Annotated in this window: 14 protein-coding genes and 1 pseudogene; 10 read left to right on the top strand and 5 right to left on the bottom strand. The window is 39.6% G+C overall.

Annotation, left to right across the window (positions count from 1 at the left end; genetic code table 11):
- The first annotated feature begins 11 nt into the window (after positions 1–11).
- Entirely contained in the window at positions 12–599 is a 588-nt protein-coding gene (locus ACE1CI_RS05365; protein WP_413263375.1) for a Uma2 family endonuclease, read from the top strand.
- A 173-nt stretch (positions 600–772) separates the two neighbouring features.
- Here ACE1CI_RS05365 and ACE1CI_RS05370 read toward each other — a convergent pair whose 3' ends face one another.
- From ACE1CI_RS05370 to petP, 5 genes and pseudogenes are all read right to left on the bottom strand, one after another.
- The gene (locus tag ACE1CI_RS05370; protein WP_413263374.1) at positions 773–1,645 is read right to left on the bottom strand and encodes a ChaN family lipoprotein; all 873 of its coding nucleotides are present in this window, start codon (positions 1,643–1,645) and stop codon (positions 773–775) included.
- Between the two features lie 172 nt (positions 1,646–1,817).
- Positions 1,818–2,090 carry a hypothetical protein gene (locus tag ACE1CI_RS05375; protein WP_413263373.1) on the bottom strand — a complete coding sequence of 91 codons (273 nt, stop codon included), beginning with the start codon at positions 2,088–2,090 and terminating at the stop codon, positions 1,818–1,820.
- A 170-nt stretch (positions 2,091–2,260) separates the two neighbouring features.
- Positions 2,261–3,188: pseudogene (gene chlG / locus ACE1CI_RS05380) on the bottom strand (chlorophyll synthase ChlG).
- 138 nt (positions 3,189–3,326) lie between these two features.
- Complete coding sequence (locus tag ACE1CI_RS05385; RefSeq protein ID WP_413263371.1) at positions 3,327–4,493, bottom strand: Get3/ArsA fold putative tail anchor-mediating ATPase NosAFP; 1,167 nt, start codon at positions 4,491–4,493, stop codon at positions 3,327–3,329.
- Between the two features lie 9 nt (positions 4,494–4,502).
- Positions 4,503–4,700 (bottom strand): cytochrome b6f subunit PetP, encoded by a 198-nt coding sequence (petP, locus tag ACE1CI_RS05390; RefSeq protein WP_413263370.1) that lies wholly within the window; start codon positions 4,698–4,700, stop codon positions 4,503–4,505.
- A 458-nt stretch (positions 4,701–5,158) separates the two neighbouring features.
- Here petP and ACE1CI_RS05395 point away from each other — a divergent pair, with 458 nt between their 5' ends.
- From ACE1CI_RS05395 to ACE1CI_RS05435, 9 genes are all read left to right on the top strand, one after another.
- Entirely contained in the window at positions 5,159–6,004 is an 846-nt protein-coding gene (locus tag ACE1CI_RS05395) for an ABC transporter permease (RefSeq protein ID WP_413263420.1), read from the top strand.
- Positions 6,005–6,078: 74 nt separating this feature from the next.
- Positions 6,079–7,509, top strand: a complete 1,431-nt coding sequence (locus ACE1CI_RS05400; protein ID WP_413263369.1) for an ABC transporter ATP-binding protein — start codon at positions 6,079–6,081, stop codon at positions 7,507–7,509.
- Between the two features lie 23 nt (positions 7,510–7,532).
- A complete protein-coding gene (locus ACE1CI_RS05405; protein ID WP_413263368.1) occupies positions 7,533–8,417 on the top strand; it encodes a class I SAM-dependent methyltransferase in 885 nt (294 codons plus the stop codon).
- Between the two features lie 2 nt (positions 8,418–8,419).
- Positions 8,420–10,870: a glycosyltransferase gene (locus tag ACE1CI_RS05410; RefSeq protein ID WP_496615255.1), complete on the top strand. Its 2,451-nt coding sequence runs from the start codon at positions 8,420–8,422 to the stop codon at positions 10,868–10,870.
- Between the two features lie 32 nt (positions 10,871–10,902).
- Positions 10,903–14,475, top strand: a complete 3,573-nt coding sequence (locus tag ACE1CI_RS05415; protein ID WP_413263366.1) for a glycosyltransferase — start codon at positions 10,903–10,905, stop codon at positions 14,473–14,475.
- A gap of 2 nt (positions 14,476–14,477) precedes the next feature.
- A complete protein-coding gene (locus ACE1CI_RS05420; protein ID WP_413263365.1) occupies positions 14,478–15,236 on the top strand; it encodes a sulfotransferase family protein in 759 nt (252 codons plus the stop codon).
- A gap of 88 nt (positions 15,237–15,324) precedes the next feature.
- A complete protein-coding gene (locus tag ACE1CI_RS05425) occupies positions 15,325–16,968 on the top strand; it encodes a glycosyltransferase family 39 protein (RefSeq protein ID WP_413263364.1) in 1,644 nt (547 codons plus the stop codon).
- Positions 16,969–17,494: 526 nt separating this feature from the next.
- Complete coding sequence (locus tag ACE1CI_RS05430; RefSeq protein WP_413263363.1) at positions 17,495–18,760, top strand: glycosyltransferase family 4 protein; 1,266 nt, start codon at positions 17,495–17,497, stop codon at positions 18,758–18,760.
- A 447-nt stretch (positions 18,761–19,207) separates the two neighbouring features.
- On the top strand, positions 19,208–20,674 hold the full coding sequence (locus tag ACE1CI_RS05435) for a calcium-binding protein (protein WP_413263362.1): 1,467 nt from the start codon (positions 19,208–19,210) through the stop codon (positions 20,672–20,674).
- Positions 20,675–20,935: the final 261 nt, after the last annotated feature.

Raw genomic sequence — 20,935 nt, forward strand, 5'->3', positions numbered from 1 at the left:
GGTGATAAATTATGGAAATGCAAACTCTCAAACGTTCCTACACCCCCGAAGAATATTTAGAACTAGAAGCAACAGCAGAATATAAAAATGAATATCGAGATGGGGAAATTGTACCAATGACGGGTGGAACTACTAATCATAATAAAATTGTCGGGAGTTTTTATGCTTTCTTGAAGTATGCTTTAAGAGGGCAAAATTACGATATTTATTTCGTTGATGTACGTTTGTGGATACCTCGTTATCGTCAATACACTTACCCTGATATCATGCTAATTGAAGGGGAACCTATTTACGAAGGAACTAATACAACTACTGTAACCAATCCTTCATTAATTGTTGAGGTTTTATCTAAAAGTACGAAAAATTACGACCAAGGAGATAAGTTTCTTTATTATCGATCGATTCCTGAATTTAAAGAATATATATTAATTGACCAAACCAGATATTATGCAATGCAATATAGTAAAACTTTGGATGGAAAATGGTTATTAACTGAGTATGAATCGGAAAATGCAACTATACAATTAAGTTCAATAGACTTACAAATTAACTTCACCGACATCTACGAACAAGTAAACTTTAATGATAGTGAGGAATAGTTTGTTGTTCCCACTTCAGTGGGAATAGCGCTCAAGCGCCTACAACAAACATTAAAGAATAGTTCGTTGTTCCTACTTCAGTAGGAATAGCGCTCAAGCGCTTACAACAAACATTCAGAAAGTTTGTTGTTCCCACTTCAGTGGGAAAAGCGCTGAAGCGCAACAACGTACAATTAATTTGACCAGAGGAAATCAGCGACGGGTTGATCTTTCTTTAAGGGGAATTCAGTATCAAAGTTTAGTAATATAGTTTTTTGGACTAAACTATTACCTAAACGTCTAGCAACGCGACTAGGAATACCATAACCATACACTAAATGTCCTTGTCCAGCTAATACAATCACTGTATAAGTTGGATTATCTTTGACAAATTCAGCAATGTTTTCCGCCATTGTTTCATCCCACAAAACTTGTGCGGCAAAAAATCTGTCAAAATTCGCGCTAGAACCATGTCCACCTTTTTGATGTTGATTAAAAATATCGGATAACATTTGGCGATATTCAGCGTTATCTGTGCGAACTTCAGAAATAGGAGGAATGTATTTTTTCTCTTCTGCGGTGAGACTTTCTAATCCTTGGCGTGCAACTTTTCTGGTGACTTCGCTGGGAGTATTTAAAGCTAAAACTGGGATAAGATTTTCTTTCGCAAAACGCAGAATGGGGGCGTAATATTCCCAAGAAAAACCCCAACGTTTTTGATATTCAGTTTGGGTTAAAAGTTCTTGTTCGGTGATTCTTCCAGCTAGGTATCGATCGATCGCCCCCTGATAAGGACGCTGAAACATTTCCATTGCGATCGCAATTTTCGGCTTTTTCGCATATATTTGTTGAATAATCTCTAACTGCGCTTTGTGATCTGCTTCGCTAGTATGAGTTTCTCCTAAATAAATCACATTTGCTTGAGTAAGATTCTGGAAAAATTCTTGGGTTGTGTAATTTTGTTGGGATACCGGACTAGATATTTTTTGGGCGTTTGCTATTGGGGTACAAAATAAATTAATTCCTAAGAAACAGGCGCAAAATAAGGCGAGTTTGTTTGGTTTCATATTTTTTTTAAGTACGCAGATGAAAGCAGATAAACGCAGATGAACGCAGATGAACCTAATGATATACTTTGATTTTTGCTAGAGTCTAATGATTTTTAAACCTCTATCTGTTTCCTGTTACCTGATTTACTCATAAACGGTACAATCACTGAGTTTTCTGACTAACATAAATCTACTTTCTGGCTTGATAGTCGCTACAATTTATGGCATCTTCAGTGTTAGCAATTGAAGGATGCACTGTACATTTCAGGCGATAGTCAGCAGTGAAAAACTGACAACCTGTACAGGGGATTTCGTGCATTTTTTTGGCTCTGGAGACGCTATCACTAAAAGCTGACCACAGACTCCAAGCAATCATAATTACTAATGACCATGCTAAAACAAAGCAGATCGGTACTAAATAGGGTTGAATGACATGAACTAGGGGATAAAGCAGTTTAAACACGGTTACTTACTGCCGATGAATAACTAAATGTGTACTATCCCACATTTTATCCATTTACCTAGAAATAAAGCATCGTTCGTTGTAGAGACTTTAGTCTTACTGATGTCACTAACTTAGGACTGAAGTCCTTACAACGAACTTAGGACTGAAGTCCTTACAACGAACCTTTTTTAGACTCCGGCGTGACCTAAAGCTAAAGCCAGCTACCAACATTCCTAAAACTAGGAAAGGTTGAGCGCTTGCTTGATATTTTACGTCGTTTTTCAAGGGGTCGCGCAGGAAATACATATCTTGGAAAGTGATTTGCGGGATGACTAACAACATCAAAATTGTGGCAGACAAGTTCTGATGAATATAAACCAAGTAGCCAGCAATTCCGATTTGGAAAATGTCAATCATTAACACGCAAATCCAAGCAGCAGTGGTGATTCCGAACATTACTGGCAGAGATTGTAAACCCAGTTGTTTGTCACCTTCCACACTTTTGAAATCATTAACAACCGCAATTCCTAAACCTGCTAAACTGTAGAACAGTGTTAACACAATAATTGTGGAATTGAGGTCGCCAAATAATGCGTGACCTGCCCACCAAGGCAAAGCAATGTAACTGGCACCAAGGGCATAATTGCCTAACCAGCCATTTTTCTTTAGCTTTAAAGGTGGTGCAGAATAAATGTAAGACAGGAAAGAACCACCGATCGCTAAAACCGTAATTGTCGGGAAACTATGACCCGCCCACAAATCCAACAAATAAGCAACTCCAATTCCTCCTAATAACAACACCCAAACTTGAGTGATGACTTGAGGAATAGAAATTGCCCCGGAAGGAATGGGGCGATAGGGTTCGTTGATTGCGTCAATTTCGCGATCGTAAAAATCATTAATTGTTTGGGTGTATCCTGCTAACAACGGCCCAGACATTAACATACAAGCAGCCGCAATCAGGACATTTTCTAACGTCCAGGTATAGTTACCCGAAGAAGCCGCACCACAAACGACTCCCCAAATTAAGGGAATCCAAGTGATTGGCTTCATCAGTTGCAGGCGAATTTTCCAAATATTAGTTTCCCCAGATGCCGCACCCTTCATTCCCAGCATTTGCCGAGTTTTAGCACTGCGACTCGGCGCGAGTTCCGCCTCAGTGTTGGGTTGAACATCTACTGGTATTTGTTCGGTTTTTTCTGGAGTAAGTTCAGGTTGTGTGAGGTCAGACATTGCTGCTACTAGATTTTCTAGTTAGAAGGAAAGAATTAAATAGTTGTTTTGGAATTTTGCTCCTCTAACTGAATTTCCACTCAGTTCGGGAGGTAATTCAATATTGTGGCGTTGATCTCCCGCTTCTAGGGTGACTTCTGGGCCATTTTGGGTGAGTTTAACTTGTTTTTTGTCAAATCCGGGCAAGAATAATTTTACTTGCCTTGCTGCCACGTCAACTTCCATTGGTCTGGGAACCATTGCGGCGGCGCGAAAATCAGGCATTGCATTGATTAAAGCTTGCCAGTCGTCACCCACACGCTGAGGAAGATTGCTAATTTGTAAGGGAGCAAATTCAGAAGAAACGGTATTAGTAATCGCAGATTCGCGATCGAACGTCTCGTAAACTTGTTGTAAGTTTTCCGCAATTTCCGCTACCACAGTATCCGGCAAAATTGCTTGATTGAGAATTACCCCACCCACAGTTAAACCCACTTGTTGAGCACTACCCCAGAGATATTTAGCTGTAGCAATGCTGCTTGGGTCGCCTGTTGTGACTAAGTAAACCGCTACTCGATGCGGGTCGGCAATTGCTGCTTTTCCTTCATCTAAAAGATTAGTGGCTCTGTTAGGTTTGGACAAGTTTTCTGGGGTCAGGCTAATATTTAGAACTGCACTAGCAATTGGTTGCAGAAAGGGCAAAAGGGTTCTACCCAAATCAGAATTGCTAAAAATAGTCTGGAAACGACGCAGATACCAGCTGAGAATTTCTGGCATTCCGAACATTCGCAATGTGTTTTGATCTCCGATGCCATCGTAGACGATCGCATCGTATTTGCCGCTTTTATCATATTCACGGATCGCATTGAGAGCCAAAGCACTATCCATTCCGGGTAGGACTCCCAACTCTTGACCGTAAACTTCTTTAATTAAGGGCATCCGCAAATATTGCGCTTCCAGGTTTTTCACTTCTTCCCAACTGCGTTCTAGCAGCAAGGAAGTCTGAAACTGAACCCCATGTAAATTAGGGCTCAGTTCCTGTGGTTCTGGGTTCAAGGTAGCACCCAAAAGCAGCCCAAAAGCTGGACTTGTGTCCTGTGTTGCCAGGAGAACTCTTTTGCCTTGACTGGCTAGCTTTTTCGCGGCTGCGATCGCAACTGTAGTGCGACCTGTACCACCTTTACCCAAAAAAGTCAAAATTAGAGACATTTCTCTTCCTTATGCGTTTACGGGTTCTAATTCATCCTCAAAGAACCAGGTGGTAAACTTGTCCTCAAATTGGACAACTACACCGACTCCGCTGCCATCTACCATTTTGAACTCTTTGATTGTCCCGATCTTACCCAAACAACCAATCACGCTTGCTGGGGATCTATCCCTAAGACGGCGTACCCGCACTTTTTGACCGATTTCCATTCCAACTCCAATCTATCAACCATACACAGTCTAAAGGTAGTGTGGCACTTGGGCAATGGGTTTTGGGTTCGGTCAGAGGAGGTGGGTTCGGTCAGAGGAGGTGGGGAGAGTTGTTGATCTAAATTAAGGAAATTCCCCCCATCTCCCCATCCCCCCACCTCCCCAGTCCCCCAATCAATTGCCAAAATCTGAATAAAATCTTAACCTAATACGTTATGTGACCAGTCGATCGCTTGGGAAAAATGGCTCAGTAGTAACCATAAATACTTCTTTAAATACATCTTCTAGCCACTTTCTAGACGATCGGAACACTGCTATACTGTCTAACTTTAGTAGGAAAAACCGATTTAGTGGCTCGGAACTGAATCTAAACCAGGTCAAAGCTAGAAGCAACTAATCGGTTTTCGCGGAGTGTGGTGTGTTGATTGTGAGTGAGGAAACAGGCATTGCTGAGGTCAATGAGAGGAGTTGCCCGAAAAGCAGAAAGGTTAAGCAATAAGCTACCGATTAATGCTTTATGGCGGGCTAAATTGGATCTACTCAGGGCGCTGGTAATACGAGACTTGGAGGCGCGGCACAAAGGGTCTGTTTTGGGCAATTTGTGGCCTTTACTCAACCAGTTGTCACAATTGCTGATTTACACTTACGTTTTTTCGATTGTTTTAAAAGTCAAGTTGCCCTTACATGGATTACCAGAGAGCAACCTTTCTTTTGGCATCTGGATATTTGCTGGATTAATTCCTTGGAATGCGTTTGTGGGCGGGTTATTACCAGCAGCTAATTCGGTAATTAATCAACCTAATTTAGTCAAAAAGGTAGTATTTCCTTTGGCTTTGTTGCCATTGGTGCCAGTTTTTTCTGCCTTTGTGGAAAGTACGCTAGGAATGATGTCTTTAATCATTTTGGTCGCACTAACAACAAAGACAATTCATCTTACCCTTTGGCTGTTACCACTAATTTGGATTCCCCAGTTACTTTTTACTGCGGGTTTAAGTTATTTGGTGGCAGGATTAACAGTTTTTCTGCGCGATATACCGCAAACTTTGGTAGTTTTAACTAATTTATGGTTTTATTTGACTCCCATCGTTTATCCGATTACTGTGATTCCTGAAAAGTTCCGACAATGGGTATTTTGGCTAAATCCAATGACAACGATCGCAGAAATTTATCGAGAGTTAATTTTAAGCGGCACAGTCAAGCATTTAGGAGAATGGGGAATGGTTTCTCTGTTCTCTTTAATAGTATTTTATGGCGGTTTATCGGTCTATCGGCGCTTGCGTTATGCCTTCGCTGATGTTCTCTAAACTTCCATCAAAAACCCCCATAAAAAATCTCGCTTGTCCACTGAAAATTAGTTTTTAATCATAGCGGCAATTCCATGACTGAAATCGTAATTTCTCTCCAAAACGTCTCGAAATGCTTCAAGCGTTACGCTCGTCCTGTCGATCGCCTAAAAGAGTTATTATTACCAGGGAAAACTCAATGTCAAGAATTTTGGGCACTGCGAAATTTGAATTTAGACATTCCTAAAGGGCAAACTTTGGGAATTGTCGGGCGCAATGGTTCCGGTAAAAGTACATTATTGCAAATCATTGTCGGTACTCTCACTCCCACCAGTGGCGAAGTTCATGTTAACGGTAGAGTTGCCGCATTGTTAGAATTAGGTAGTGGTTTTAACCCAGAATTTACTGGCAGACAAAATGTATTTTTTAACGGTCAATTGATGGGTTTAAGCTATCAGGAAATTGCCGAAAAATTTGATGAAATCGCAGCTTTTGCAGATATCGGAGATTTTATCGACCATCCAGTAAAAACCTATTCTAGCGGAATGTTTGTCCGGTTGGCTTTCGCTGTTGCTACTAGCGTCGAACCGGATATTTTAATCGTAGATGAAGCACTATCTGTAGGTGATGAAGCTTTTCAACGCAAGTGCTATTCGCGAATTCAATCAATTCGCGCCAGGGGTGGCACAATTCTCTTTGTTTCTCACTCAGCAAGTGCTGTAATTGACATTTGTGATGCTGCTATTTTAATGGATAGAGGCGAAAAGTTACTCTTCCATCACCCGAAATTTGTTCTCGATAAATATCACAAGTTAATGTATGCCCCGGAAGAAAAAGTTACTACATTAAGAGAAGAAATTCGGGAATTACAAAACGTAGTTAGCTACGATTCATTTAAACAGCATATTTCGGTTATCGAAAATAAGACCGTTGTTGATGTTACCTGTGAAACGGCACCGGAAAATGTTGTAGAAGCGGAAATTCGAGAATTTTTAGATCCCGAATTAGTACCATCAAATACTATTTCTTATGTACCACGAGGAGCCAAAATAATTAATCCTCACATTACCATGCTTGATGGTACAGTAGTCAATAACTTAGTAGGCAGAAAAGAATACATTTACACCTACTCGGTTGCCTTTGTGAAACCAGCCGAACAAGTGCGATTTGGAATGTTAATTAAAACTGTCAGCGGTTTAGAACTCGGAGGTGCTTCCTTTACTGCTTCTTCTCAAGAAATTTATCATATTGAACCGGAAACAATTGTCATAGTTAAGTTCCGATTCAAGTGTTTATTAACCCCAGGTGTTTACTTCTTGAATGCAGGTGTTACAGGTTTAGTCGATGGGCATTTTACCTTTTTATCAAGGCATATTGATGCCGCAATGTTTAGAGTACAACCAGAGGTTAATTCCTACAGTACTGGGATTGTTGACTTAATGATTAAACCGAGTTTAACTATCAACTCAGATTTAACTGAAAAACATCCCGAAGAAATGGAAATTGCTTTGGGAGAACATTTGTGATTTGTTGTTTTTAGCTAGGTTAAATGGAACCGGAAATTATTAAGCTCAAACAACAAGAGATCGTTGCTGAATATGGTGAATGGACTAATCATAACATTCACCTTGGCAATGGTATTTACACGATTAGCGATCGCGGTAATGGTTCAGAGATTAAGGTAAGACGAATCTTACAAATGATAGCCGATACTGTTAATAAACCTTGGGAAGAGTTGCGAGTTTTGGATTTAGCTTGTTTGGAAGGTTTATATGCAGTAGAACTGGCATTGCAAGGGGCAGAAGTAGTCGGAATAGAAGGAAGAAAAGCGAATATCGCTAAGGCAAATTTCGCTAAAGATATCTTAGGTTTAGATAATCTTCAGTTCGTTCAAGATGATGTCAGAAATCTTAGTAAAGCTAAGTATGGCAGTTTTGATGTAGTATTATGTTTGGGCATTTTTTACCATTTGGATTTGCCCGATGTTTTTTACTTTATGGAAAGTATAGCAGAAGTGTGTGAGAATTTGGCGATCGCAGACACCCACGTAAGCACAAACGCCGAAAAATGCTATCTTTATAAAGATCGGGAATATTGGGGTAGCAGCTATGTCGAACACAGTGTTGAAGCAACAGCGGAAGACAAAGAAAAATCATTGTGGGCATCATTAGATAATCCGACAAGTTTTTGGTTTACCCGCTATTCTTTTTATAACTTACTAGCAGCAGTTGGCTTTACTTCAGTGTACGAATGCCACAATCCTCCAGTAATTAATTATGAAAGAAAAAGATTAAACCAAGAAACCGATCGCAATACATTTTTAGCAATTAAAGGCAAACAAGTCACCCTGAAAGTAACAGCAGTAGAAACCGCACAGGATGCCCCAAAATGGCCTGAAAAAGTAGAGTTAATGCAAACAAAAGCAGGAAATTAACAATGTCTCTGACGCTGATAGTAACAGGAATGCACCGCTCAGGCACTTCGTTGGTAGCTTCATTTATTCAAGCGATCGGAGTAAACTTAGGAGAGAGATTTTTTCCCTCAGATGCCTTAAATCTCAAAGGCTATTTTGAAGACTTAGATTTTTTAGAGTTCCAAAGAGAAGTTCTCAAAAATTCTTGCCGTAGCGAAGAAATAGGTTGGCATGATTGGGGATGGACAACCAGCGAATTTTTAGATTATAGCAAGTTTTCCCAATACACAGAAGCAACCAAAGAATTAATCAAAAGTCGGCAAGACTATGGGGAAATTTGGGGTTGGAAAGACCCACGCACCACCCTAATGTTAGACTTTTGGCATCAGTTATTACCAGAAGTAAAATATCTATTTGTTTACCGCTATCCTTGGGATGTGCTAAACTCTATTGTTCGCCCAAATTCTTTGGTTTTTAGCGATCGTCCTGACTATGCCCTGAAAGCTTGGGCGTTTTATAATCGACATTTGTTAAAGTTTTATCGGGAACATTCAGAGCAAAGTATTTTAGTCAATGTTAGCGCCATTATTGAACAACCAGAGCGATTAGTTAAACTTTTAAAAAGTAAGTTGGATTGGCAATTTTACGATCGCGACTGGGAAGCCAAATTTAAACAAATTTACGACTGGCGGATGTTTACCAACTTACCTTGGCAGAGTTCAGTGGTAAAACATATCTATAATAAATATTCTGAATGCTTTAGCCTTTTGGCAGAATTGGAAGCAGCAGCAGATTTACCCGATAATTTTTCTTTGGAATTAGCAGGATTAACAGAAGTGACGCACACTCAAGTAACAACTACATCCGCAGATGTATTAGAAAGTGAAACAGAATTGACAACTGAAGAAAACTCAGAAATTGCTGTTTCAGTGGTGATTCCTTGCTATAACCAAGGAGAGTTTATCTTAGAAGCAATTTCCAGTGTGGAAAGTTGCCAAGAAGCTGTTTATGAAATCGTCATTGTTAATGATGGTTCGACGGAACCTTTAACCAAAAAAGTCTTACAATATTTGAAAGATAACGGTTATTGGGTGATTGACCAAAATAACCAAGGATTAGCTAGAGCGAGAAATAAAGGAATTAGCAAAGCTAGAGGACGCTACATCTTACCTTTAGATAGCGACAATAAAATTAGACCAGAATATCTCACCAAAAGTATCGAAATTCTCGATAAATTCCCGGAAGTGGGAGTTGTTTACGGAGATATGCAACTATTCGATCGCAGAAAAGATATTTTGCCCGTGCCAGATTTTGATATAAATAAACTGGCGATGGGTAACTATATTGATGCCTGTGCCGTATTGCGGAAACAAGTTTGGCTAGATTGTGGTGGTTATGATGATAAAATACCCGATAAATTAGGTTATGAAGACTGGGATTTATGGTTAGGTGCGGCAGCTAAAGGCTGGAACTTCTATCATATTCCTGAAGTCATGTTTGATTATCGAGTCAGAGAAGATTCGATGGTTACTTTTTGTCGAATTCCCGAAAATCACGAAAAATTAGTGCGTTACATATCTACTAAACACTTGGATATTTATAAGAGTAATTTCGCCAACATTTTGGCTGAAAAAGATGCAGCTTTGTTAAGAGAAAGACTGCGTAGCGAAGACATGGAATTTCGCTTACAAAAAGCTCAAGCTGCTTGGGAAGAAGCGCGAGAACAATTAGAACAAATTCAAGCCGCTTGGGAAGCAGCAGAATCCCAAGTTAAGCAAATTCAAACAGCTTGGGAATCAGCAGAAGCAGAAGTTAAAAAAGTGCAAGCTTTCGGGGAAATTTCTCATCAAGAATTGCACCAAATTCAAACAGCTTGGGAAGCAGCACAAAAAGAACTGCGCTTAACTCATTCTGAATGGGAAAAAGCAGAATCTCAAGTGCAAAAAATTCAAGCTGAATGGCAGAAGTCTCAAGAACAAACCCAAAAAATTCAAACAGAATGGGAAAAGGCGCAAGTAGTAGGAAAAGAATCACAGGCGCAAGTGCAGCGCATCCAAACTGCTTGGGAGGAAGCACAAGAAGAACTGCGCCAAACTAATGAAAAATCTCAATCTCAAACCGCACAAATTCATCATCAATGGGAACAAGCACAATTAGAAATTAAAAAAATTCATGACGAATGGGAAAAATCCCAATCTCAGTTACAACAAACTCATCTAGCTTGGGAACAAGCGCAAGAACAAACAAGGTTAATTCATGCAGCTTGGGAAGAATCTCAAGCTCAAACAAAATTGATTTACGCCCAATGGGAAAAGGTGCAGTTACAGTTGCAACAAATGCAGGGGGAATGGCAGCAAACTCAAGCCGAACTTCGCAATACTCAAGCAGAATTGCAGGAGGCGCGAAGGATTATTAGTCAAGCAAAAAGCGGTATATTCGGAAAAATTAAAAGAGCATTGCTAAGGCTGAAGTAAGGAATAATTTCACCAAAAACAATTGAGCAAACATGAACAAATTTGGCGGTGTAGTTGAGAAAATTCTGCAAAGTACCAAGTCTACCCTACCACAGGGGAAACAGACAGATATTGCTGTACAAGAATCACCTTTTGTTGAAGTAACTCCTAGCGGGGAATTAATGGGTTGTTTGGATGCGCCAACTACTCATGAAACTAATTTTAACAGCACTTTGGTTGTAGCTGGTTGGCTTTGTAGCCGCAATCGATCGATTCGCGCTTTATTGTTAGCTAGAGATGAGGCGGGGGAAGAACCAATTACATATAATGTACCTCGTCCAGATGTGGCACAAGTATTTCCTGATGTACCAAATGCTGCTTTATCAGGTTTTCGCTGGAACATTTTTTTAGGGCCAAATTTTTCGGGAACTCTGAGGATTAAAATTGATGCGATTTTGGAAAATGGGGAAAGAATTTGTTGTTTTACGCGCTTGGTAACAGTGATTATTCCCACACCTCCAGAACCTACAAGCCTAAATCCAGTTATTTTTATTTATGGTGCTCTTAAGAAAGCTGTAGCTGCATTTAAACATGGACGTTTATCGGCTTCGCCGATGCAATGGGTGCGGAAATTGCGGCGTTATTATCAACAGTTAAAAGCTAATCCTGATGCGGCGATCGCAAATTTCAACATCACTCATCCTTGGCAATTGCAAGATCATTATCAACGATGGATCGATCGCAATCGTCTAACGCCAAAACTCTTGGCAAAAATGAAAGAAGATGCCCAAAAACTAAAACATACTGGGGCAAAAATTAGCGTAGTTGTTCCCATTTATAACACCGATGAACTCTTTCTCAAAGAAATGATTCAGTCGGTAACTTCCCAAATTTATCCTAACTGGGAATTGTGCTTGGCTGATGATGCTTCGACTAAACCTCACGTTAAAGAAATTCTTAAAAAAGCAGCGAAATCTGACTCGCGCATTAAAGTAGTTTTGCGATCGGAAAATGGTCACATTGTTGAGTCTACAAATTCGGCGATCGAACTAGCTACAGGCGAATACATCGGCTTTTTAGATCACGACGATTTGTTATCGCCAGATGCCTTATTGCACGTTGCTGAATGTATTAATAAAAATCCCGATGTTGATTGGATTTATACTGATGAAAATAAGATAGACAATGAGCGTTATTACGATCCTCAATTCAAGGGGGATTGGAGTCCAGAAATGATGCTCACTCATAATTTTACTCAACATTTTACGGTGATTCGCAAAACTTTAATCGATCGAGTTGGGCGGATGCGAAAAGGATATGAAGGAGCACAGGATCTCGATTTATTTTTACGGGTAAGCGAACAAACAACACCAGAAAAAGTTAAGCATATTTCTAAAGTTTGTTATCACTGGCGATGCCATGCGGAAAGTACGGCTTCTCATGGTATGCAAAAACGCTATATTTTTGATAGTGCTTATCGAGGGATATCAGATGCGATCGCACGTCGAGGATTAAAAGCTAAACCTTTTTTACCTGCCATTGCCGAAAAAAATGGTTGGTGTTTGTACCAGCTAAAATGGGATGATTCTTTATTAGCAGAGAATCCGGTAACTATTGTCATTCCGACGCGAGATAAAGTTCAATTATTAGAAAGATGCGTCGAAAGTTTAAAAAGAACCGTCCCGGAACGTTACGTTAAACTGATAATAGTTGATGACGGTTCTCAAGAAGAAAAAACTCATGAATATTTTCAGAAATTAGAACGAGAAAACGTTTTTCAATGCCGAATCGTTCCTTCGGGAAGAACTACCGAACCTTTTAATTATGCAAGGTTAATGAATATCGGGGCAAGCTATGTTGATACTCCCTTAATGTTGCATTTAAATAATGATATAGAAGCGGTAGCTCCCGGTTGGTTAGAAGACATGGTAGGGTGGATGTCAGTAGAGGGAGTGGCAGTAGTTGGGGCGAAACTTTATTATCCCGATCGCACTATACAACACGCCGGAGTAATTGTTGGCCCCCATCATGGATTAGCGGATCATTTGTTCGATCGCTTACCCAAAGAAGAGGCAGGTTATAATGCTTTACCACACGCCACCCGTAACGTTGTTGCTGTCACTGGCGCTTGTCTTTTAACTAATACAAATTTATATCGAGAATTAGGTGGATTTGATGAAGAAAAATTCGCCGTTCAATACAACGATGTAGATTACTGTTTGCGCGTTTTTCAATCTGGCAAAAGAGTTGTTGTTACACCACAAGCTACTTTAATTCATGTTACCAGCGCTTCCAGAGGGAAAGAATATAACTATCAAGAACACTTGAATTTCTTGCACAGATATCCAGATTTTTGCGATCCCTACATCAACGAAAATTTAAATATCGATGACCCCTGGATGGCTGTGAATCCCTACCATTATTGTCACACAGATCGAGTCGGAAAATTAAAAGTTCTCGTCGTTAGTCACAACTTAAATCTCGAAGGTGCGCCCTTAATTGTTTACAATTACGCTCGTTATTTTGCCACTGTTGGGGGATATCAAGTAAATGTAATTTCTCCCGAAGATGGGGTTTTACGGGACTTTTATGAAGAATTGAATATCCCAGTAAAAATAGTTCCCAAACATTTACCCCAAGCTGATGAAATGTTAGAAGAATATCGCCAACGGTTGAAAAAATTAGGAAATAGTCTTGATTTAGCTTCCTTCGATCTGGTGGTATGTAACACCTTGACAACTGCTTGGGGGATAGAATTAGCTAAATTATTTAATGTGCCAAGTATTTGGCATATTCATGAAAGTGTTTCTCTCGAAAAAAGCTTGACAGTTTGTTTTGGAGAAGGCGATCGATTATCAATGAGGGAAGTGCTCAATGATTGTTTTGTCAACGCTACGAGAATAGTTTTTCAATCGCAAACAACCGCAAATATATTCCAATACTTGAATACGCAAGATAATTTCCGCACTTTACCGGGTGCAGTGGCGATCGAAAAAATCAATCAATTCCGCCAATCCCATAGTAAAACAGAACTGAGGGCGAAATATGCGATCGATCGAAATGCGATCTTCCTGCTGATGGTAGGAACTATTTGCGAACGGAAAGGACAGCATATTTTAGTCGAAGCGATCAAAGAATTGGTAACTCAATATCCAGAGTTGGAGAGTAAGTTATATTGTGCGATCGTTGGTGGTAGCGTGCCCAGTTATCTTAATTTTGTCAAACATCAAATTAAAAAATTAAATTTGCCAAACGTACATATCTTTCACGAAACAAAAGAAATTTATGACTTTTTCGCCATGAGCGATCTTTTTGTATTTTCCACCTTTGAGGAATCTTTCCCTAGAGTGATTTTAGAAGCAATGGCATTTGAGTTAAAAATTGTCAGCACCAATGTATTTGGTATACCCGAAATGGTAGCCGATGAACATGACGCTTATCTAGTCGATCCTGGTAATCCTAAAGCTTTAGCAAATGCGATTCATCAGTGCTTAGAAAATCAGGAAAGATCGGCAAAAATGGCTAGCAACGCTTATGCGAAAGTTTGCCGTTTATTCGATGAAAAAGACCTCCTGCATAATCATCTTTTATTAACTAAAGAAGTAGTGCTTCAAGAGATAAAGTAAGTATGAACAATTATCAGCAATCTCAGCCTGATTTTATTATTATTGGCGCACAAAAAAGCGGCACTACTTCTTTGTATCAGTACCTAATTCAACACCCGCAAATTGTCCCCGCTAGCCAAAAAGAGGTGCATTTTTTTGATTTGAATTTTGCTAAAGGTGTGGATTGGTATCAACAACAATTTAAAGCACTTTCTCAAGATTTCATTACTGGGGAAGCTAGTCCTTATTATATTTTTCATCCCTTAGTAGCGCAGCGAATTTATAAATTATATCCCCAAGTAAAGTTAATTGCGTTGTTAAGAAATCCGGTGGAAAGGGCAATTTCTCATTATTATCATGAAGTGCGGTTGGGATTTGAGAAGTTGGGGTTGGAGGATGCGATCGCACAAGAATCCGCTAGACTAAAAGGGGAAACTGCCAAAATGTTGGCTGATGAAAATTACTACAGCTACAATCATCAACATTACACCTATTTATCTAGAGGAATTTATGTAGAACAACTAAAACATTGGATGCAGTTTTTCCCTAAAGAACAGTTTCTTGTTTTGCCCAGTGAAGAGTTATATAATCAACCAAATATTGTGCTAAATCAAGTCTTGGAATTTTTGGAATTACCGAGTTATCAACTTACTCAATACGACAAATATAACTCCGGGGAATACCCAGAAGTTAGCCCAGAAATTCGCCAACAACTGCAAGCTTATTTTCAGCCATATAATCGGGAACTTGAAGAGTTTTTGGGAGAAAAATTTGTTTGGTAATAATACTTGTAACTAAATTCATATTTCCAGCCTAACAATCAAAAATTATATAGATTATTGCAGCACAAACTTTACCTGATAAGTAATTATGAAAATCAAAAATATTACATTTAATTTTTTTTCTAGCTATTTCCCTCAAAAAGGATTACGAATTTTAATCATTACCCTGTTATTAATCGGCATTTTATTTCGCTGCACCAATATCGATACAAAAGTATACTGGGGTGATGAAGTATTTACTTCATGGCGACTTGCTGGCTATACCCTCAATGAGTTCGTTCAGCAAGTTTCTGATGGTAAGATTAGAACAATAGATGAATTACAGCAATATCAGCGAATAGATCCAGAAAAAAGCGTAATTGAGCCAATTAAAGTCTTAGCAGTTGAAGATTGTCATCCCCCACTTTATTATATCATAGCCTGGTTTTGGCAAAAAACTTTTGGTGATTCTATAGCAGTCAAAAGAAGCTTATCAGTTGCGATTAGTTTACTAATCTTCCCTTGTTTATATTTACTATGCCGCGAATTATTTGCCTCACCATTAGTAGGATGGATAGCGCTAGGATTAGTAGCCGTCTCTCCTATTCATGTATTATATGCCCAAGAATTTCGCCAGTATAGTTTGTGGACTGTTACTATTTTATTATCCGGCTGGGCGTTGTTGCGATCGATGCGCCTTCAGACAAAATCGAGTTGGTTAATTTATGCTGCTAGTTTATTACTGTTACTATATACCCATTTATTTTCTCTCTTTGTAGCTGCTGGGCATTTGATTTATGTTTTGATTAATCAAGGTTGGCGATGGAATAAAAAGAGCAGGAATTTTGGCTTAGCATTTTTGGCTGGAGTCATCGCTTTTGTACCCTGGATAGTAGCTATCATCATTAATTTTAGGGGGTTTCAAGAAATAACTGATTGGACAAATCAAAAAACTTCATTATTTTCCTTATTTAAGATTTGGCTATTTAATTTAATGTATACTTTTATTGATTTAGATAACCCAATAATCCTAAAATTAAGTAATGATTGGTTACATCTACTAATTAAAATAATCTTAGGATTATTAATAGGTATTTTAGTGGGATATTCTATTTATTTCATCTGCAAACACAGCCAACAACAGACCTGGTTATTTGTGCTAACATTAATGGGGGTAACTGGTATTAGCTTAATCCTACCAGATTTGATTCCCGGAGGTATCCGTTCTACTATTCCCCGTTATTTAATACCTTGTTATTTGGGAATACAACTAGCTGTTGCTTACTTAATTGCCACCAAAATCAGCAACTTTAAATTTCCGGGTTATTGGCGGTTGTTGCTGATAGCTATATTATCCGTGAGTTTATTATCATGTCAGATTAGTTCACCTGCAAAAACCTGGTGGACTAAATATGGAAGTTATTACAATCCCGAAGTAGCACAGATCGTTAATCAAAGTCCAAATCCCCTAGTAATTACCATGCCTTATGGACCGAGAATATTGGCTTTAAGTTACTTGCTGCACCCGCAAGTACATATTCAATTTATCGATGAAACTAAAATATTAAAAATTCCCAATGGGTTTAGTGATATATTTTTCTATAGGATACCTCAACCATTATTAGATACACTTAATCAGCAGTATAATAACCAAATAAAAATTATCTACCAGTCTCCCCTGCCTTCTGCTTATTATGTTGAACCTCTGGCTCAGCATTGCCAACTTTGGCTAGCTAAATTAGTAAAAAGATAAATTTGTAGGGTGCGTTAGCGTAGCGTAACGCACCATAATTATCTGTCAAACGGTGCGTTACGCTGGCGCTAACACACCCTACATACTAAATTAGTAAAAAGATTGTAAACTGATTAGGCTTAAGGAACTAATTCTAGTTACTAACTAAGCCGAGATAAGTAGGGTTTGCTGAATAAAGGTAAAAAGTAAAATAGGCAAGGGTGAAAGCGCCTTTTTTGCTCAAAACAAGTGCAAGTTTTTCAGACCTTTTGGCACAAAATCCTTGCTTTTTTCCAGGAAATTGTAGGGACACGGCATGAAAGAGATAACGGTAAGAATTGCAAATATTAATGATGCCGTGTCCCTACCCCCACCAATAGACTTTTTCAGCAAGCCCTAAGTAATAAATTTGTAGGGTGCGTTAGCGCAGCGTAACGCACCATAATTATCTAAGTCAAACGGTGCGTTACGCTGGCGCTAACACACCCTACATATTTAGGCGTGACACTTGCATATTAAAATTGATTAGGTAGAACTGACTCAGCCAATGAAAATACTTTTCCTACATCCTAACTTCCCTGCCCAATTTCGCCATGTAGCGGCGGCTTTAGCTCAAGATCCTAACAATGAAGTGCTGTTTGGGACAAAGTTTGAAAATCCAGAATGGCAAATTCCCGGTGTTCGGAAAGTATTGTTTAAGCCGAGTCGGGAAGCCCGTCCCGAAACCCATCATTATGTGAGATTCTTAGAAAATGGGGTTTTGCATGGACAAGCAGTATTTCGCATAGCAGAACAACTCAAAAGTGAGGGATTTGTCCCTGATATAGTTTACGGTCATTCTGGTTGGGGACCGACATTATTTATTAAAGATGCCTTTCCCAATGCCAAACTGATGTGTTATTTTGAGTGGTTTTATCATGCTGTTGGTTCTGATGCGGATTTTGATCCAGCAGATCCTTTGAGTATAGATGATATGGCGCGGATTCGGATTAAGAATACGCCGATTTTAGTAGATTTATATAGTTGTGATTGGGGGATATCACCTACATATTGGCAAAGGTCGCAGTTTCCCAAAGAATTCCTCAGTAAAATTAGCGTGTTACATGATGGAGTAGATACGGAATACTTTAAGCCTAATCCGGGGGCAAAATTAGTGTTGCCTAATGTGGATTTGTCAGAAGTTGATGAAATTGTGACTTATGTAGCCAGGGGAATGGAACCTTATCGGGGATTTCCTGAGTTTATCGAATCAATTGCTTACCTACAAGAACGTCGCCCCAACTGTCATGTAGTAATTGTCGGGTCAGACAGAGTATGTTACGGTAAAGCCTTACCCGATGGCGAAACATATAAAAATTATATGCTCAAAAAAGTGCCTCTAGATTTATCCAGGGTGCATTTTGTCGGCTCATTACCCTACGGACTCTACTTAAAAGTAATTCAAGCTTCCCAAGTTCATGTGTATTTAACTCGCCCTTTTGTCCTATCTTGGTCAATGATTGAATCCATGTCCACTGGCTGTTTAGTATTAGGTTCAGATACCGCACCAGTCAAGGAAGTGATCCAAGACGGAGAAAATGGATTATTAGTAGATTTCTTTTCTCCCAAACAGATTGCTGATAGAATTAGTGAGGTTTTGGATCATCCAACGCGCATGGCTCAGCTGCGCCAAAAAGCCAGGGAAACAGCCTTAGAACGATATTCCCTGGAAAAGCTGCTACCAAGTCACGTCCAATTAATCAAAGATGTGGCAAATGGTTCTCTACCACCCCAAATTACCCCAACTGCTACCAACGTAGAATGCAAAGTTTAGGAACGAGGAGGGAAGCAAAGCTGTTTACTCTTTTGCTCCCAATTACTAAAGTATCAACCACCAACCTAGTTGTGTAGAAGCGTTACAGTGCGTTAAATCAGACAACGAAATTACGTCTTGGCTACCTAAGTTCGGGTAATTTGGAGAAAGACCGTGAAAACGATTAAATTCCTTAGCTGCAAGTGTAATATTTATCCTCAAGCTAGGGAACAATATAAACGGTGAGATGGTCGCATGGTAGTAAAGACCATTAAGAAACCATTAACAAAGTTACTGTTTAGGTAATTGGAGAAAATTATTGTGCAAGTTATACTACTTAAGGCAAAGGAGATAGAATCAGGGAGCGAATCTGGGTGTAGAAATGAATTAGCCCAAAATTTAGCAAATCTAGGTAATATCTCTATTAAATATCCGGTTCAGTTTTTTGGAATGAGGAGTGTAGTTTAGATGGCAGAAACAAAATCAGGGACAACTGGGAATGATACTCTTATTTCCCAGGCTGGTGATACAGTATATGGCTTAGCGGGTGCCGACTTTATTACCGCTACTGGAGACGGTGGGGTAATTTACGGTAATACGGGTAATGACACCCTCAATAGTCTTGGTGCTAACACCCTGTTTGGCGGTAAAGGTGATGATTCCCTTAAGAGTAGTGCCGGAAAAAGTGTATTATACGGAGATTTAGGTGCTGACATCCTAATCGCCACTTTTCAGGATACCTTATATGGCAATGATAGTCTTAATACCGATACTGGTAACGATACCTTAATTGCACAGGCACAATCGTTGCTGTTTGGCGGCAAGGGCAAGGATAGCTTAATCGGTGCTACTACTGCCACTCTTTACGGAGGTCAGGATGATGACATCCTAATAGGGCAGGGTTCTGGTTACTTGTCCGGGGATAAGGGTAATGACTCGCTCCTTGGTAAAGCTGGTGATACCCTGCTAGGTAGAGAAGACGCTGACACTCTGGTTTCTCAAGGAGCAACTCTTCTGTTCGGCAACGAAGGAAAAGACATCCTGACTATTCAAGGTGCAATAGCAAATGTCACCATGTATGGTGGTCAAGGTAGTGACACTATTTATGGTAATGGTAAAAATGGCATCCTCTATGGTGATAAGGACAATGATTACATAGTAGCTACGGTGGCTGGTGCTACTGCCACTGATCGTGATACTGTCTTCGGTGGAGATGGTGCAGACACTATTCTCGGTTCTGGCGGAAAAGATTTCATTATTGGTGGTAATTCAGCAGAAGGGGGAAATGACTCACTAGATGGTGCTGACACTATTATCACCTATAATGACGCCGATACTGTCTATGGCGGTGGTGGTAATGATGTCATCATACTTGGCTCTGGTAACAACTACGCTGATGGCGGTAGTGACGGTGACAGTATCGTTGGTGGTGACGACCAAGATACAATAATTGGTGGCGAAGGCAGTGACACTTTAATTGGTTGGAAAGGAGCCGACACGCTAACTGGTGGTGCTGGCGCTGACTACTTTGTTTATATTGGTGGTGCTTTCGCAACTGGTGGTGTATTCACTGATGCCGGAGGAATAACACCGATTACTACTGTTGGTGACCTTGGAATTGACACTATTACAGACTTTGAGATAGCAGCAGATAAAATAGTTCTTGATGGTCAAGGTACTGTTGCTGGTTTTACCAATGCAAATCCAAATGGTATATTCACAGCCTTCTCCACGAATGTATTACCATCAGTTGCAATTGCTACATCTACGGCAGGCGTTACGCAAACTAATGCTCAGTTAATTTATAGCCAGGCCGATGGTAAGCTATTTTACAATCCGGCTGCTGCAATTAATCCTAATCCAGCGCCCATCCATTTCTTAACTCTACAGGCTGGTCTTGAAGGTCTGACTTCACAAAACTTCCTAATTGTCTAAAAACTTGTCAAATAAATTAAGCTTGCTACAAATTAGCAGCTTTATTACCCGTCTAAAAAGGCGGGTTTTTTGTTTATTTGTCATTCGTTATTTGTTATTAAAATGGGTTGGGGGCTGTTTACTAATTAGGGTTTGCTGAAAAAGTCTGTTGGTGGGGGTAGGGACACGGCATCATTAATATTTGCAATTCTTACCGTTATCTCTTTCATGCCGTGTCCCTACAATTTCCTGGAAAAAAGCCAGGATGAAAGCGCCAAAAGG

The organism is Floridaenema flaviceps BLCC-F50, assembly GCF_041929275.2.
GTDB classification, from domain to species: Bacteria; Cyanobacteriota; Cyanobacteriia; order Cyanobacteriales; family Aerosakkonemataceae; genus Floridanema; species Floridanema flaviceps.

Coding starts and splice junctions, on each gene's coding strand:
- ACE1CI_RS05370 (WP_413263374.1), bottom strand. CDS start 1,645: ATGAAACCAAACAAACTCGCCTTATTTTGCGCCTGTTTCTTAGGAATT.
- ACE1CI_RS05430 (WP_413263363.1), top strand. CDS start 17,495: ATGAAAATACTTTTCCTACATCCTAACTTCCCTGCCCAATTTCGCCAT.
- ACE1CI_RS05400 (WP_413263369.1), top strand. CDS start 6,079: ATGACTGAAATCGTAATTTCTCTCCAAAACGTCTCGAAATGCTTCAAG.
- ACE1CI_RS05425 (WP_413263364.1), top strand. CDS start 15,325: ATGAAAATCAAAAATATTACATTTAATTTTTTTTCTAGCTATTTCCCT.
- ACE1CI_RS05420 (WP_413263365.1), top strand. CDS start 14,478: ATGAACAATTATCAGCAATCTCAGCCTGATTTTATTATTATTGGCGCA.
- ACE1CI_RS05415 (WP_413263366.1), top strand. CDS start 10,903: ATGAACAAATTTGGCGGTGTAGTTGAGAAAATTCTGCAAAGTACCAAG.
- ACE1CI_RS05405 (WP_413263368.1), top strand. CDS start 7,533: ATGGAACCGGAAATTATTAAGCTCAAACAACAAGAGATCGTTGCTGAA.
- ACE1CI_RS05410 (WP_496615255.1), top strand. CDS start 8,420: ATGTCTCTGACGCTGATAGTAACAGGAATGCACCGCTCAGGCACTTCG.
- ACE1CI_RS05435 (WP_413263362.1), top strand. CDS start 19,208: ATGGCAGAAACAAAATCAGGGACAACTGGGAATGATACTCTTATTTCC.
- petP (WP_413263370.1), bottom strand. CDS start 4,700: ATGGAAATCGGTCAAAAAGTGCGGGTACGCCGTCTTAGGGATAGATCC.
- ACE1CI_RS05385 (WP_413263371.1), bottom strand. CDS start 4,493: ATGTCTCTAATTTTGACTTTTTTGGGTAAAGGTGGTACAGGTCGCACT.
- ACE1CI_RS05365 (WP_413263375.1), top strand. CDS start 12: ATGGAAATGCAAACTCTCAAACGTTCCTACACCCCCGAAGAATATTTA.
- ACE1CI_RS05395 (WP_413263420.1), top strand. CDS start 5,159: ATGAGAGGAGTTGCCCGAAAAGCAGAAAGGTTAAGCAATAAGCTACCG.